Origin of the sequence: Kineothrix sp. MB12-C1 (assembly GCF_030863805.1) — a bacterium.
Classification (GTDB): domain Bacteria; phylum Bacillota; class Clostridia; order Lachnospirales; family Lachnospiraceae; genus Kineothrix.
In genome coordinates, this window is record NZ_CP132957.1 from 3,879,510 (window position 1) to 3,892,703 (window position 13,194).

Here is a 13,194-nt window from a genome sequence, read left to right on the forward strand (position 1 = left end):
GAGGTGAAATAAAATGGCAGTTAAAATCAGATTAAGAAGAATGGGTCAGAAGAAAGCTCCTTTCTATAGAATCATTGTAGCGGATTCCCGCTCTCCCAGAGATGGAAGATTCATCGAAGAAATCGGAACTTATGATCCTACTACAGATCCGAGCAGCTACAAAGTTAACGAAGAGTTAGCGAAAAAATGGTTGTCCAATGGAGCACAACCGACAGAAGTTGTTAGCAAGATTTTCAAATTGGCAGGTATTACAAAATAAGACCGGTCGCTTTTGGAGGTGGACTATGAAGGAATTAGTTGAAGTAATTGCAAAAGCACTTGTTGACAATCCGGATGAGGTTGTGGTAACTGAGAAGGAAGAGGGCAGAAATGTCGTTGTTGAACTTCACGTTGCACAGACCGATATGGGAAAAATAATCGGCAAACAGGGAAGAATTGCAAAAGCGATTCGTTCCGTTGTCAAGGCAGCATCATCCAAAGACAATAAGAAAGTGGATGTAGAAATCGTTTAAACCGATTGGAAAAATGAGGATGGATACCCATCCTCATTTTTGTCAAAGTGTTCTTTAAAACTTAGTATCTGAAGGAAAATGTTGAAAGAAAAGCACTTTCAGAAGTTGGAAAAAGCTTTCAACTGTTAATTTTGAGTCCGCCAAAGCGGATATGAGGTATAGATATGGACGATAAGCTGAGAGTTGGGGTTATTTCTTCAACACATGGAATCAAGGGGGAAGTTAAGGTATTTCCTACGACAGATGAACCAACACGGTTCAAGAAAATGAAACAGGTTATTTTGGATACCGGAAAAGAAGAGAGTATTCTTACGATAGAAGGCGTTAAGTTTTTTAAACAATTCGTAATTTTAAAATTTGAGGGAATTGATAATATCAACGATGTCGAGAAGTATAAAGGAAAAGAGCTGTATGTGACAAGGGAGAACGCACAGCGGCTTGGCAAAAATGAATATTTCATCGGGGATTTAATCGGAATGACTGTGATAGAGGATACGGGAAGGAATCTGGGTATTTTGGAAGAGGTTCTGTTAACCGGAGCAAATGATGTCTACCAGGTAAGAATGGAAAGCGATGAAGAATTACTTATTCCGGCGATTAAGCAGTGTATCCTTTCTGTAGATATGGAGAAAAAAGAGATGACAGTACATTTGCTGGAGGGACTGCTTCCATGAACTTCCATATCTTAACTTTATTTCCGGAGATGATATTGCAGGGAAGCGAGGCAAGTATTTTAGGCCGTGCGGTAAAGAATGGACATATCGCTTTGCATGCTGTAGATATTAGAGATTATACGACCAATAAACATAAAAAGGTGGATGATTATCCTTACGGAGGCGGTGCGGGCATGCTTATGCAGGCACAGCCTGTTTTTGATGCTTATCAGTCAGTGGCAAAGAAGCTTGGAAGGAAGGATACCAGAGTAATTTATATGACACCGCAGGGAAAGCGCTTTAACCAGAAGATGGCAAGAGAACTTGCGGGGGAAGATGAACTGATCTTTCTTTGCGGTCATTATGAAGGAATCGATGAAAGGGTTCTGGAGGAAATTGTTACCGATTATGTGTCTATCGGCGATTATGTGCTGACCGGAGGAGAGCTTCCTGCAATGGTTATGATTGATTCTATTGCACGACTCGTTCCCGGTGTACTTAATAATGAAGCTTCTGCGGATTTTGAGACCTTTCATAACGATTTGTTAGAATATCCTCAATATTCCAGACCGGAAGAGTGGAAGGGGAAAAAGGTTCCTCAAGTTCTTTTGTCGGGAGATCATAGGAAGATATCCGCCTGGAGACTGGAACAATCGGAGATTAGAACGAGAGAGCGCCGCCCTGATTTATATGATAAATATACAGAGAAGCAACAGGCAGTTAAGGTGCTTTTGAAGAAGGATAAGTTTCTATATATAGATATGATAGAAAGTATGAGGCGGGGAAGGGGAGAACTGCTCCATGCCAACAGGAATGGGATGGTAGTTTGGGATGATATGGCAGATATTGCCATGCTCGCCGTTTTTGACGGGGAAGGCGCAGAGGAAGTGGTGCATGCCCTGCCTTCGAAAAAAGGAAACGAGCAGTTGATCATTGTTCATCAGGAAACACTTCTTAAGAAATTGGAGGGACGATTCCATATAAAGAAGGTTACCCCTGTGAAGCATGCGGTGTATACACAGAAAGTATCACTCGGGCTATCGAAAGAGATTACATTTCGGACGTTAGGCCTGGAGCATCTGGGAGAAATCATGGCTCATTACCATATGATTCCCGATGAAGGCTATATGAAGGAGAGACTTCTTGCAGGAGATATCATCGGGGCCTTTGTTCAAGATAGGCTGGCCGGCTTCGCCGGTACTCATCAGGAAGGCAGCATTGGTATGCTGGAAGTCTATGAAGAGTATCGCAGAATGGGGATTGCGGCTTCGTTGGAAGCCTATCTGATCAATATTCACCTTGCATATGGTCACACACCTTATGGAGATGTTCTTATCGATAATGAGGCATCTCTCCGGTTGCAGGAGAAGCTGGGGCTTTGTATCTCCAAAGAACCCTTATATTGGTTAACTGCGGTAGAAAAGGAAAGAAAAAACTTGCTTTTTTGACAGAGCTATGATAAAGTATTCATGTTGCGAAAAAGGGATGGTCCTCTGTTATAGGAACAAAGTAAGACTTTGGGCATATTAAGAACATCTAAATAATAAGGAGGCACACGATGAACAATATTATTAGAGAAATCGAAGCAGAACAGTTAAAAGAATCCGTATCTGAATTCCATGTTGGCGATACTGTCAGAGTATACGGTAAAATTAAAGAGGGTAACAGAGAGAGAATTCAGATTTTCGAAGGTACCGTTATGAAGATGCAGGGCGGAAGCAACAGAGCTACTTTCACTGTAAGAAAGAATTCCAACGGCATTGGCGTGGAAAAGACATGGCCTTTACATTCTCCTAACGTAGAAAAGGTAGAAGTAGTAAGAAGAGGTAAAGTAAGAAGAGCTAAGTTGAACTACTTAAGAGGCCGTATCGGTAAGAAGGCGAAAGTAAAAGAGTTAGTAAAATAAGACGAAGTAATAAAGGGCAATTATCCGCGTGTAATTGCTCTTTGTTGTTTTTTATTGTATAATATATATTCAGTGATGAAAAATCTTAGGAAGAAAAAGTTTTTGAAGGTTTCTATGAAATAGGAATGCTTGATAATGACGATAGGAACAAGAAGTATGAGAAGAAGCAAAGGCCTTAGCTTTTATGAGAAAAAGAAAAGAATCAGCGTACATATGGTAAGGGAAGTGTTCGGTATGGTGTTTGGAACCTTCGCTGCTGTACTTTTAGCCTTTGTCCTCGTGTTTAGCGCAGGAATGAGAACCAATGTCATCGGTGTATCTATGGAGCCGACATTATATAATGGACAGCAGATATTGATTAATCGATTCGGCTATAAGCTGACATCTCCGAAGAAAGGCGATGTCATTGTATTTTTGCCAAACGGCAATCAAAATGCTCATTATTACATTAAAAGGGTAGTAGCTTTGCCGGGAGAAAAGGTACAGATTATCGATGGTAAGCTGTACGTGGACGGAATTGCTGAGGATGATGAAAGCTACGATAAGATGGAAGAAGCCGGAATTGCAGAAAATGAAATTGTTCTTAAAAACGATGAATATTTTGTTCTTGGCGATAATCGAAATATTAGTGAGGACAGCCGTTCAGGAAATATCGGCCCTGTGAATAAAGATACCATTTATGGGAAAGCATGGTTTCATATGAGTATCGGGGATGAAGGAATGGGACTAATACAATAATTGTTTGATAAAATCAGGAGTTATAGAATATGAATTACCAATGGTATCCTGGTCATATGACCAAGGCAAAACGAATGATGCAAGAAGATATTAAGTTGATCGATCTGGTGATTGAGCTGGTAGATGCGAGAATACCGCTTAGCAGCCGCAATCCCGACATCGATGAACTGGGGAAGAATAAGGCCCGATTAATTCTTTTGAATAAATCGGACTTGGCAGATTCCAAATATAATAAGCTCTGGGCTGAATATTTTAAGAAAAAGGGCTTCCATGTATTGGAGATTAATTCAAAGAGCGGTGCAGGTATTAAGGCAATACATGGAGTGGTTCAAGAAGCATGTAAGGAAAAGATTGAGCGGGATAGGAAAAGAGGGATTATTAACCGTCCGGTCCGGGCAATGGTAGTTGGAATTCCGAATGTGGGTAAGTCTACCTTTATTAATACATTTGCCGGAAAAGCTTGTACTAAGACAGGAAACAAACCGGGAGTTACGAAAGGGAAGCAATGGATTCGCCTGAATAAAGGAATAGAGCTTCTCGATACACCGGGAATCCTCTGGCCGAAGTTCGAAGATCAAAGCGTAGGTATGAAATTAGCTTTTATCGGTTCCATTAATGATGAGATTCTTCATATCGATGAGTTGGTTTTTGATTTGATGCGTTTCTTGCAGGATAATTACGAGAATGTATTGGAAAAGCGCTATGAAGTGGAAGCGGATGAAGATGTTGTGCGAATGCTTGAGAAAATATGTGTCAGCAGACATTGTTACTTAAAGGGTGAAGAACTGGATTTGCAGAGGGCAGCGGCAATTGTTGTCGATGATTTCAGAAGCGGAAGACTTGGAAAAATTACATTAGAATTTCCGGAATAATATGCCGGCGTGGAAGGGCATAGTTATAAGAGTGAAGAATAAATTTTCACTCTCCCTGATTTCTATTCGTGCTAAAGCACGCAGATGGGAGCAAGAATGAAAAAAGTATTAAGAGAGATATTGAGCACCAGTCTATATTTACTCGTTGTTCTTTGTTTGACATATGTGGTCATTCATTTTGTGGGACAGAGAACGCAGGTAGTAGGAAGTTCTATGGAGTATACGTTAAGCGATATGGACAATTTGATTGTAGATAAGATCACTTACCGGTTTAACGACCCGAAGAGATTTGATATCGTCGTATTTCCTTTCCAATATGCGAAGGATACTTTCTATATTAAAAGAATTATAGGAATGCCGGGAGAGACAATATATATCGATGATAACGGTGTGATCTATATTAATGGGGAAGTATTTGATGAAACCTATGGAAACGAAGTGATTCAAGATGCAGGACGAGCCTATGAACCGATTACTCTCGGCGACAATGAATATTTCGTTATGGGAGATAACCGCAATAACAGCTCCGATAGCAGAGATCCTGCGGTAGGTAATGTTTCCAGAGATAAGATTATCGGAAGGGCGTGGATACGTATCTGGCCTTTGAATCAAATTGGCATTTTAAAGCACCAATAACAAGTACAATACATGGTACTAGATGAAGGAAATAAGAAAAGTGGAACAAAAAAATAGTGAAATAAAAATAATTTTTCAGGCAGCCGATATTTATGAGCTGCCTGAATTAATAGAAAGATACGCTAAGGATGAGAGAAAATCCGTACAGGCCCTTATAATTTCAGCGAAAAAGAAGCTGGAGGCTTTGGAGAAGGAGCGGATACGGACGGAGCAAATGAAACAATATGAAAAGCAATATAGCGAGTTTACATATATTTGCGGCATCGATGAGGCAGGAAGAGGGCCGTTGGCAGGTCCGGTAGTAGCCGGAGCAGTAATCTTACCAAAAGATTGTGCTATTTTATACCTTAATGATTCGAAGCAATTGTCCGAAAAAAAGAGAGAAGAGTTATATGATATTATTATGAAGGAAGCAGTGGCTACAGGAATCGGATACGCTTCTCCCGAGAGAATTGATGAAATCAATATTCTGCAGGCCACTTATGAAGCGATGCGTCAGGCTGTATCCCAACTTGGTGTCGCTCCAGATCTCTTATTGAACGATGCGGTAACTATTCCTCTTTTGGATATGAAGCAAGTACCTATTGTGAAGGGAGATGCGAAGAGCATTTCCATTGCAGCAGCAAGCATCATTGCCAAGGTGACGAGAGATAGGCTGATGGTGCAATACGATAGTGTATTTCCGGAATATGGATTTGCTTCTAATAAAGGCTATGGAGCCAAGATACATATGGAAGCTTTGGAAACTTATGGACCTTGTCCGATTCATAGACGTTCTTTCATAAAAAATATCGTAACTGTTTAGAACATTGACAGGAGGTATGGCGTTGAATCTATCCGGTTTTTTTCGATATGGAAATAAGAATACAGACAATCGCCGTACGGAGACAGTAAGATCCGTACCTGTGTCTTCTTCCGATAAAATGCATGTCAAACAGGCGACGAAAAGTGTAACGCCCGGGCAGGTATTACAAGGGGAAATCGTGGAAAAAAGTGGCAATGAAGTGAAGCTTCGCTTGGATAAGGACGTGGTGATTACGGCAAGGCTGGACCGGGATATTAATCTTACCGTAGGGCAGAGTGTGACTTTTGAAGTGCAAAGCGGACAGTCCGGCTCACAAATTGCGCTTCGTCCCCTATATGAGAATCTGGCTCATAATGCCAATGTGCTGAAGGCATTGGAGGCAGCAAGGCTTCCTGTGACGGATGAATGGATGCGTATGGTTTCCACCATGATGGAACAAGGAATGTCTATCGATAAAAATACATTGCTCGATATGGGGAAGTTAGTGATGGCCAATGGGAATGTGAATCCGGAAACGATTGTAGCCCTTCGCAGCTTAAATATCCCTATTACACCAGAGAGTATCGAACAATTCGAAAATTATAGCAATTACAGACATCAGCTTTTGACCAATGTGACGGATTTTCTGTCACAGCTTCCTTCGGCATTCGAATCTTTGGTAAAAGATGGACAGATGGATGCCGCCATACGTCTTTATCAGCAAGTGCTGGAGATGTTTACACAGACTTCTTTGCCGGAAGGAACCGGAAATGGAGGGAATACTTCTTCCCTTGCAACGCCCGAATTGCTTTCGCAAGGAGTGTCGGAGGCTGGGAGTCCGGCATCTTTGAATTCACAAGGCAGCGGAAACGAGGCTGGTATGAATACTTTGCAGCAGGTGCAGAGTAATATGGCGGATTCTGTTATAAATCTTGTCGGTGCCGGAGACGACGCTATCCTTACGACGCAGGGCGGTGACGGCAGCAAAGGGAATACACCTAATGTGCCGGTAAATACCCTTTCTGTCATAGCAGAAGAAAACGATGGGCAGCTTTTGCGTTTACTCGGAGTAAACGATAGAAATGCTTTGCTTTCGTTATTGGAAGGAATCGGTTTTTCCAAAGAACAGCTTATGGGAGTATTGGATGGGAGCATATCGGCAAAACAGCTCTTACAGGATATTTCACAATTGTTGGCTTCGAATGGCGATATGATAAGTAAGGAGAATCTGGCGGCTCTTTTTGGAAGCAAGGGGTATCAACTGCTTTTGAAACATGAAGTGATGGATGAGTGGCTGATGAAGCCTTCCGATGTAGGCAATAAGGGGCGGGTTGAAGATTTCTATGGACGTTTAAGGGAGCAGTCGGCCAGATTGACGGAGGTACTTGGACAGATGGCCAAGGATATTCCTCTTTCCAAAAGCCTTACTGTGATTCAGAATAATATTGATTTTATGCACCAGCTCAATCAAGCCTTTAATTATATTCAGCTTCCCTTAAAGTTAAGCGGAGGGGAAGCACATGGGGATTTGTACGTCTACACGAACCGCAGGAGCACTGCAAACGAGGATGGGAGTGTCAGTGCATTGCTTCATCTTGATATGCAGAGTTTGGGCCCTATTGATGTCTACGTATCCATGCGGGAAAATAACGTTAGTACGAAATTTTATCTTAAAGATGAACACACAATAGACTTTGTTGCAGACCATATCCATATCCTGAATGAAAGGCTTACGAAAAAGGGCTATTCCATGAAAGCGGAAATGGTAATGAGCGAAAAGGAAGGCGGAGAAAACGTTATTGAGACGATAACCGCATCCGAAGGGAAAGAAAATATTCTGGCACAGTATTCCTTTGATGTAAGGGCATAAGGAGGAAGCGCGATGAGTCCATATGAAAAAAGTAAAAAAAAGACTATAGTTAGTGAGGAAAAACCCAAACATGCCATTGCTCTTGCCTATGATCCGGAGGAGGAAGCGCCCAGAATTATAGCCAGCGGTAAAGGAGAGTTAGGGGAACGGATTATTGAACGTGCCAAAGAAGCGGATATTCCGATACACAAGGATAATAAATTAGCGGATACTTTGTCGCGTCTGGAAATAGGAGACATGATACCGCCCCAATTGTATGAGGTGGTGGCAGAGATTCTCGTATTTGTGGATGCCATGGATAAGATTAAGGCGAAGATGGATAAAGAGAAGCATTAACGAGGGCAGGTACGGGGCGGGTAAAGGTTACTGGGAAGCCGTAGGCTGAATAGTAATGCATAAAGGGAAAGAATAACGGGGGAGAAGTGAATAAAAGGATTGTAGGAAGTCACTACGAAGAGTTGGCTTGTCGTTACTTAGAAGAGCGGGGATTTCGTATAGCTGCAAGAAATTTCAGGAGTAGGAGTGGAGAAATCGATATTATAGGATATCATGATAATTTTCTTGTATTTGTTGAGGTGAAGTATCGGACAACAAAGAGGTCAGGGAATCCGGAGGAAGCGGTCGGACCTGCCAAGCAGAAGCGAATTTGCCGTACTGCGGATTATTATCGATTTCTTCATAGATATCCGGAGAATAAGCCGGTACGATATGATGTAATTGGAATGGAAGGTGTGGAAGAGGATATTCAGGTTAGGTGGTACAAAAATGCTTTTGCACATGTGAGCGGAAAATATTTTTAATTTATAAATAAGAAGGGATGTAACTGTGAAGTAATGAACAGTTACGAAGGCATAGTATTAGATGATGAGAATAAAAAGAGCAAGACCGGGAGAAGTGTTACGAAGGAATTGCTCTCAGAATATAGAATACCTGACGTTTCCCATACTGGAGGAAACTGAGATTGTGGATCATCTTTTTTCCACCCGTATCGGTGGAGCGAGCGAAGGAATCTTTCAGTCTATGAATCTAAGTTATACCCGGGGGGATAAGAAAGAAGCGGTGGATGAGAACTTCAGAAGGATTGCGGGGGTGCTCGGAAGGGAAGTGGAGGATTTTGTCTGTTCCGACCAAACCCACACGACCAATATCAGAAAGGTAACAGAGAAGGATAGAGGGAAGGGCGTTCTTAGTGAGAAAGATTATGCAGAGATAGATGGGTTGATCACAGATGAACCAGGTCTGGTACTATCCACCTTTTATGCGGACTGCGTCCCTTTGTATTTTGTAGATCCTGTTCACCGGGCAATCGGGCTTTCGCACTCCGGCTGGCGAGGAACTGTAAGCCGTATGGGTGTCTGTACGTTGAGTGCTATGAAAGAAGAGTACGGAACGAAAGCGGAGGATGTGATAGTTGCTATCGGCCCTTCTATTTGCGGTGAATGTTATGAAGTGAGCGAAGATGTGGTATTAGAATTCCAGCGCGAATTCAAAGATGTTAACTTGGAATTCCTGTATGAAAAGGGAGAAGGAAAGTATTTGTTAGATTTGTGGAAGGCTAATTATCGAATATTGATAGAAGGCGGCGTTCTTCCTGAACATATAAGCGTTACCGATATATGTACTTGCTGCAATCCGGATTACTTATTTTCCCACCGCGCAAGCCTTGGAAAACGCGGCAATCTGGGAGCCTTTATGAGCTTGCGTAATGCTTAAGAAAATCTTAATTAATTTCCTCTATATCCCTTAAATATTATATGATTAGATAAAGACAACTATATATTAGTGATTAAAAATCACTAATATATAGTTGCCTCCAGTGGATGCACACTCGCACGAAGTAGTATTTTGTCGCAAAGCGACCGTGCTCGGTGCAGACGGCGAATTAATCGCCGTCTATATATTACTCAACAGTTACAATAACGGTAAGGAAGGATACGGTAAGGTAAGCATATGGCGAATATACTCGTATGTGACGATGACAAAGAAATTGTGGATGCAATTGAAATATACCTGCTTCAGGAAGGTTATCAGGTATTGAAGGCCTATGATGGAGAGCAGGCAATCCATATGTTGAGAGAGCATAACGTTCATTTGCTCATTATTGATATTATGATGCCGAAGCTGGATGGTATTCATGCGACTTTGAAGATAAGGGAATATAACAGCCTTCCCATCATTATTTTATCTGCAAAATCAGAGGATGCAGACAAGATCCTTGGGCTCAATATCGGTGCGGATGACTATGTTACAAAGCCTTTTAACCCGTTGGAACTTGTGGCAAGAGTGAAGTCTAACCTGCGCCGCTATACTACACTCGGTAATTTAAATAAAGAAAATAATGAGCTGTTTCGTGCAGGTGGCCTATGTATTAACGACGATACGAAAGAAGTGACGGTGGATGGGGAAATCGTGAAACTGACCCCCATAGAATACAATATTTTGCTGCTTCTTGTAAAAAATCAGGGCAGGGTATTTTCGATCGACCAGATTTATGAAAGTATATGGAATGAAGAGGCGATAGGTGCGGATAACACAGTGGCTGTCCATATCAGACATATCCGGGAAAAAATAGAAATCAATCCGAAGGAACCCCGCTATCTGAAAGTAGTATGGGGCGTCGGATATAAAGTCGAGAAGCAGTCAGATGGATTATGAGAAAGGTATGGTTGTTCGAATGAAAAAAAGGATACCGGGAAAAAAGTTAAAAGGTTTTCTCCATATATTACAACATATTCTGATTGTCTTGGCAGCGGTTGTTATCTTAATTGTTATGACAGGATCGAGCGTTATGATAAAGGGTGTGGATGGCAATTACAGCTACAGTATGGATGCGGATGAAAAGGGAAATGTATACGAAGAATCCTTTTTATTCAATCATATCTTCGGCAGGGGAATTGCGGATGTGGCACGTATGGTTGCCGTTCGAAGCCAGATGGAAACGGAAGGCAAGTTTGATGGGAAGAAGCCGATCGATGTGGCTACTTTTTTCTATCGATTCGAAGGTGTTCCGAGTCAATATATTACAGCGAAATACCATCTGGAAGATTTGATTAAGTGGGGGCAGTATGGAGTAGAGAAGAGTGAGGAATGGCTTACCGGTCAGGAAGCAGATCAATTCTTGAACCGAATGACTACTTATACTCATATTAATGACAACAGAGGAGATCTCCAGGGGCATATTATTACGCCTTTTAATTCTAATATCGAAGAGAACACAGAGGTATACAGCGTGTCGGCCAATGGATTGGAGGATAGTGAATCCTTCTACAGAGATGATGTTATGGCAACAATTCTTATGAATCGCTATAAGACGACAGAAGGGAAGAATATCGAAGAGTATACCGGTACATGGAACGATTATTATGAACTGTGTGAATATGTGGAAGCGACAGCAATCGGTCTTAAGGATAATTATGAGGAATATTTAAAATATAAAGAATTCTATGATTTGAAGAATTCTAATCTCAGATATTATATTATCAAGACCATTGGAGAGCGGCAGGAAATTTATACGAATCTGGAAGTCTCCGGGTTGTCGGAAAAGGCAGTGACGGAAGAGTTCAAACGATATGGAAAATATCTTTATTTCAACCCGGCTGATATGAAATATACGACGGACACCCTTGTCAAAGAAGAGACCGTACGCCATATATTCAACTCTTACGAATACGCCTATCCTGAAACGATAAAAGTATGGGTCGGTGTGGATGTTTCCTATCCGGCTTCGGATGTCTATACGCAGGGGATGAGTGGATATGCAAGTTATATTCCATACTATTGGCAGTTGATTGGACTTGCCGCAGCAGCTCTTTTGCTTTATCTTCTTTTATTCCTTTATCTAACAGTGGTGGAAGGCCGGGAGAGAGACGAAGAGGGGAATCTGACCATCCGTCTGCAGAAGATAGATTTATTGCCGACAGAGCTTTCAGTAATTGGAACGACCGTTTTAATCGGGGGTATTATTATAGCTCTTACCTATGTGTATGATTCTATGTCCTTCGAATATTATTATACGACGTGGTTTAAGGTGGCAGCAGGCGCCATAGTCCTTATTTGTGAGCTTCTGTTCGCAGAGTTTTATTATAGTATGGTACGTAGGCTGAAAGCGGATAATCTCTGGAAGGAAAGTCTTACCTGCAAAGGAATAAGGACAGGAAGAAAAGCCGTATGGAACGTATATGACAATGGAACCGTTATTATGAAAACATGGGTTCCTTATATCGTTTTTCTTTTGCTGAACCTTGGGCTCGTTCTTCTGGGACTGAAAGGAATTATTATTGCATGTATGATAGACATTGCTTTTGGGACACTTATTTATCTCAATGCGAAGAATAGACAGCATATTGTGATGGCCATTGAGAAGATAAGGGAAGGTGATTTATCGTTTAAGGTGAAGGAAGAGGGGCTCCATGGAGACAATCTTGTGTTAGCTCAGGCGGTGAATAACATCGGAGAGGGTATACGGACGGCCGTTGAGACGAGTATGAAGGATGAACGGCTGAAAGCAGATTTGATTACAAATGTATCTCATGATATTAAGACTCCCCTTACTTCCATTATCAATTATGTGGATCTGATCAGACGGGAGAATATAGAAAATGAAAAGGTGAAGGGATATGTGGAAGTTCTGGATGCCAAATCCCAAAGGTTAAAGCAACTGACCGATGATTTGGTGGAAGCTTCGAAGATTTCTTCCGGGAATATTTCTTTGGAATGGGAGAAAATTAACCTGATAGAACTGGTGAACCAGACAATAGGTGAATTTTCTGATAAATTCAAGCAAAAAGGTCTGACCCCCATCTTAAATACACCTGGCAATACGATGTACATCGAAGCGGATAGCCGCCGGATATGGCGTGTGGTGGAAAATTTATTGAATAATATTTTCAAGTATGCGTTAGAAGGTACTCGTATTTATATGGACATAACGGAAAAAGTGGGAGAAGACGGCAAGAAATATGTAGAATTTGCTATTAAGAATATTTCTGCACAGCCCTTGAATGTAAATGCCGACGAGCTGACCGAGCGGTTTATACGCGGAGACGTAGCAAGAAGCACGGAAGGAAGCGGTCTTGGCTTATCTATAGCGAAGAATCTGACGCAGGCTCAGAATGGAAGATTTGAAATTCAATTGGATGGTGATCTATTCAAGGTCATTTTAACTTTTCCTTTGTTATAAAAGAAAAACCGTAGCTTTAAGATAATAATTCTTAGAGCTACGGT

15 protein-coding genes are annotated in these 13,194 nt (G+C 41.5%); all 15 read left to right on the forward strand.

What is annotated here, in order from left to right:
- The first annotated feature begins 13 nt into the window (after positions 1-13).
- The 15 genes from rpsP (at position 14) to RBB56_RS17930 (ending at position 13,150) form a co-directional block, all read left to right on the forward strand.
- A complete protein-coding gene (gene rpsP, locus RBB56_RS17855) occupies positions 14-259 on the forward strand; it encodes a 30S ribosomal protein S16 (RefSeq protein ID WP_306720294.1) in 246 nt (81 codons plus the stop codon).
- A gap of 25 nt (positions 260-284) precedes the next feature.
- Positions 285-512: a KH domain-containing protein gene (locus RBB56_RS17860; RefSeq protein ID WP_306720295.1), complete on the forward strand. Its 228-nt coding sequence runs from the start codon at positions 285-287 to the stop codon at positions 510-512.
- Positions 513-676: 164 nt separating this feature from the next.
- Positions 677-1,186 (forward strand): ribosome maturation factor RimM, encoded by a 510-nt coding sequence (rimM, locus tag RBB56_RS17865; protein WP_306720296.1) that lies wholly within the window; start codon positions 677-679, stop codon positions 1,184-1,186.
- Positions 1,183-2,613, forward strand: coding sequence for a tRNA (guanosine(37)-N1)-methyltransferase TrmD (gene trmD, locus RBB56_RS18405; protein WP_331526150.1), 1,431 nt, complete (start codon positions 1,183-1,185; stop codon positions 2,611-2,613). The genes rimM and trmD overlap by 4 nt, the downstream gene beginning before the upstream one ends.
- A gap of 110 nt (positions 2,614-2,723) precedes the next feature.
- A complete protein-coding gene (gene rplS, locus RBB56_RS17880; RefSeq protein ID WP_306720297.1) occupies positions 2,724-3,071 on the forward strand; it encodes a 50S ribosomal protein L19 in 348 nt (115 codons plus the stop codon).
- 156 nt (positions 3,072-3,227) lie between these two features.
- Positions 3,228-3,809 (forward strand): signal peptidase I, encoded by a 582-nt coding sequence (gene lepB, locus RBB56_RS17885; protein ID WP_306720298.1) that lies wholly within the window; start codon positions 3,228-3,230, stop codon positions 3,807-3,809.
- Between the two features lie 29 nt (positions 3,810-3,838).
- The gene (gene ylqF / locus RBB56_RS17890) at positions 3,839-4,681 is read left to right on the forward strand and encodes a ribosome biogenesis GTPase YlqF (protein WP_306720299.1); all 843 of its coding nucleotides are present in this window, start codon (positions 3,839-3,841) and stop codon (positions 4,679-4,681) included.
- 96 nt (positions 4,682-4,777) lie between these two features.
- Positions 4,778-5,317 carry a signal peptidase I gene (gene lepB / locus RBB56_RS17895; RefSeq protein WP_306720300.1) on the forward strand — a complete coding sequence of 180 codons (540 nt, stop codon included), beginning with the start codon at positions 4,778-4,780 and terminating at the stop codon, positions 5,315-5,317.
- Between the two features lie 22 nt (positions 5,318-5,339).
- On the forward strand, positions 5,340-6,122 hold the full coding sequence (locus RBB56_RS17900; protein ID WP_306720301.1) for a ribonuclease HII: 783 nt from the start codon (positions 5,340-5,342) through the stop codon (positions 6,120-6,122).
- Positions 6,123-6,138: 16 nt separating this feature from the next.
- Positions 6,139-7,971, forward strand: coding sequence for a flagellar hook-length control protein FliK (fliK, locus tag RBB56_RS17905; RefSeq protein WP_306720302.1), 1,833 nt, complete (start codon positions 6,139-6,141; stop codon positions 7,969-7,971).
- A gap of 12 nt (positions 7,972-7,983) precedes the next feature.
- On the forward strand, positions 7,984-8,307 hold the full coding sequence (locus RBB56_RS17910; RefSeq protein WP_306720303.1) for an EscU/YscU/HrcU family type III secretion system export apparatus switch protein: 324 nt from the start codon (positions 7,984-7,986) through the stop codon (positions 8,305-8,307).
- A gap of 86 nt (positions 8,308-8,393) precedes the next feature.
- Positions 8,394-8,771, forward strand: coding sequence for a YraN family protein (locus tag RBB56_RS17915; protein WP_306720304.1), 378 nt, complete (start codon positions 8,394-8,396; stop codon positions 8,769-8,771).
- 64 nt (positions 8,772-8,835) lie between these two features.
- Positions 8,836-9,684: a peptidoglycan editing factor PgeF gene (pgeF, locus tag RBB56_RS17920; protein ID WP_306722212.1), complete on the forward strand. Its 849-nt coding sequence runs from the start codon at positions 8,836-8,838 to the stop codon at positions 9,682-9,684.
- A gap of 237 nt (positions 9,685-9,921) precedes the next feature.
- Entirely contained in the window at positions 9,922-10,626 is a 705-nt protein-coding gene (locus RBB56_RS17925; RefSeq protein ID WP_306720305.1) for a response regulator transcription factor, read from the forward strand.
- The gene (locus RBB56_RS17930) at positions 10,616-13,150 is read left to right on the forward strand and encodes a sensor histidine kinase (RefSeq protein WP_306720306.1); all 2,535 of its coding nucleotides are present in this window, start codon (positions 10,616-10,618) and stop codon (positions 13,148-13,150) included. The genes RBB56_RS17925 and RBB56_RS17930 overlap by 11 nt, the downstream gene beginning before the upstream one ends.
- Positions 13,151-13,194 lie beyond the last annotated feature (44 nt).

What these genes read in the sequence shown, in the direction of transcription:
- rpsP (WP_306720294.1), top strand. Translation starts at nt 14, where the DNA reads ATGGCAGTTAAAATCAGATTAAGAAGAATGGGTCAGAAGAAAGCTCCT.
- RBB56_RS17860 (WP_306720295.1), top strand. Translation starts at nt 285, where the DNA reads ATGAAGGAATTAGTTGAAGTAATTGCAAAAGCACTTGTTGACAATCCG.
- rimM (WP_306720296.1), top strand. Translation starts at nt 677, where the DNA reads ATGGACGATAAGCTGAGAGTTGGGGTTATTTCTTCAACACATGGAATC.
- trmD (WP_331526150.1), top strand. Translation starts at nt 1,183, where the DNA reads ATGAACTTCCATATCTTAACTTTATTTCCGGAGATGATATTGCAGGGA.
- rplS (WP_306720297.1), top strand. Translation starts at nt 2,724, where the DNA reads ATGAACAATATTATTAGAGAAATCGAAGCAGAACAGTTAAAAGAATCC.
- lepB (WP_306720298.1), top strand. Translation starts at nt 3,228, where the DNA reads ATGAGAAGAAGCAAAGGCCTTAGCTTTTATGAGAAAAAGAAAAGAATC.
- ylqF (WP_306720299.1), top strand. Translation starts at nt 3,839, where the DNA reads ATGAATTACCAATGGTATCCTGGTCATATGACCAAGGCAAAACGAATG.
- lepB (WP_306720300.1), top strand. Translation starts at nt 4,778, where the DNA reads ATGAAAAAAGTATTAAGAGAGATATTGAGCACCAGTCTATATTTACTC.
- RBB56_RS17900 (WP_306720301.1), top strand. Translation starts at nt 5,340, where the DNA reads ATGAAGGAAATAAGAAAAGTGGAACAAAAAAATAGTGAAATAAAAATA.
- fliK (WP_306720302.1), top strand. Translation starts at nt 6,139, where the DNA reads ATGGCGTTGAATCTATCCGGTTTTTTTCGATATGGAAATAAGAATACA.
- RBB56_RS17910 (WP_306720303.1), top strand. Translation starts at nt 7,984, where the DNA reads ATGAGTCCATATGAAAAAAGTAAAAAAAAGACTATAGTTAGTGAGGAA.
- pgeF (WP_306722212.1), top strand. Translation starts at nt 8,836, where the DNA reads ATGAGAATAAAAAGAGCAAGACCGGGAGAAGTGTTACGAAGGAATTGC.
- RBB56_RS17925 (WP_306720305.1), top strand. Translation starts at nt 9,922, where the DNA reads ATGGCGAATATACTCGTATGTGACGATGACAAAGAAATTGTGGATGCA.
- RBB56_RS17930 (WP_306720306.1), top strand. Translation starts at nt 10,616, where the DNA reads ATGGATTATGAGAAAGGTATGGTTGTTCGAATGAAAAAAAGGATACCG.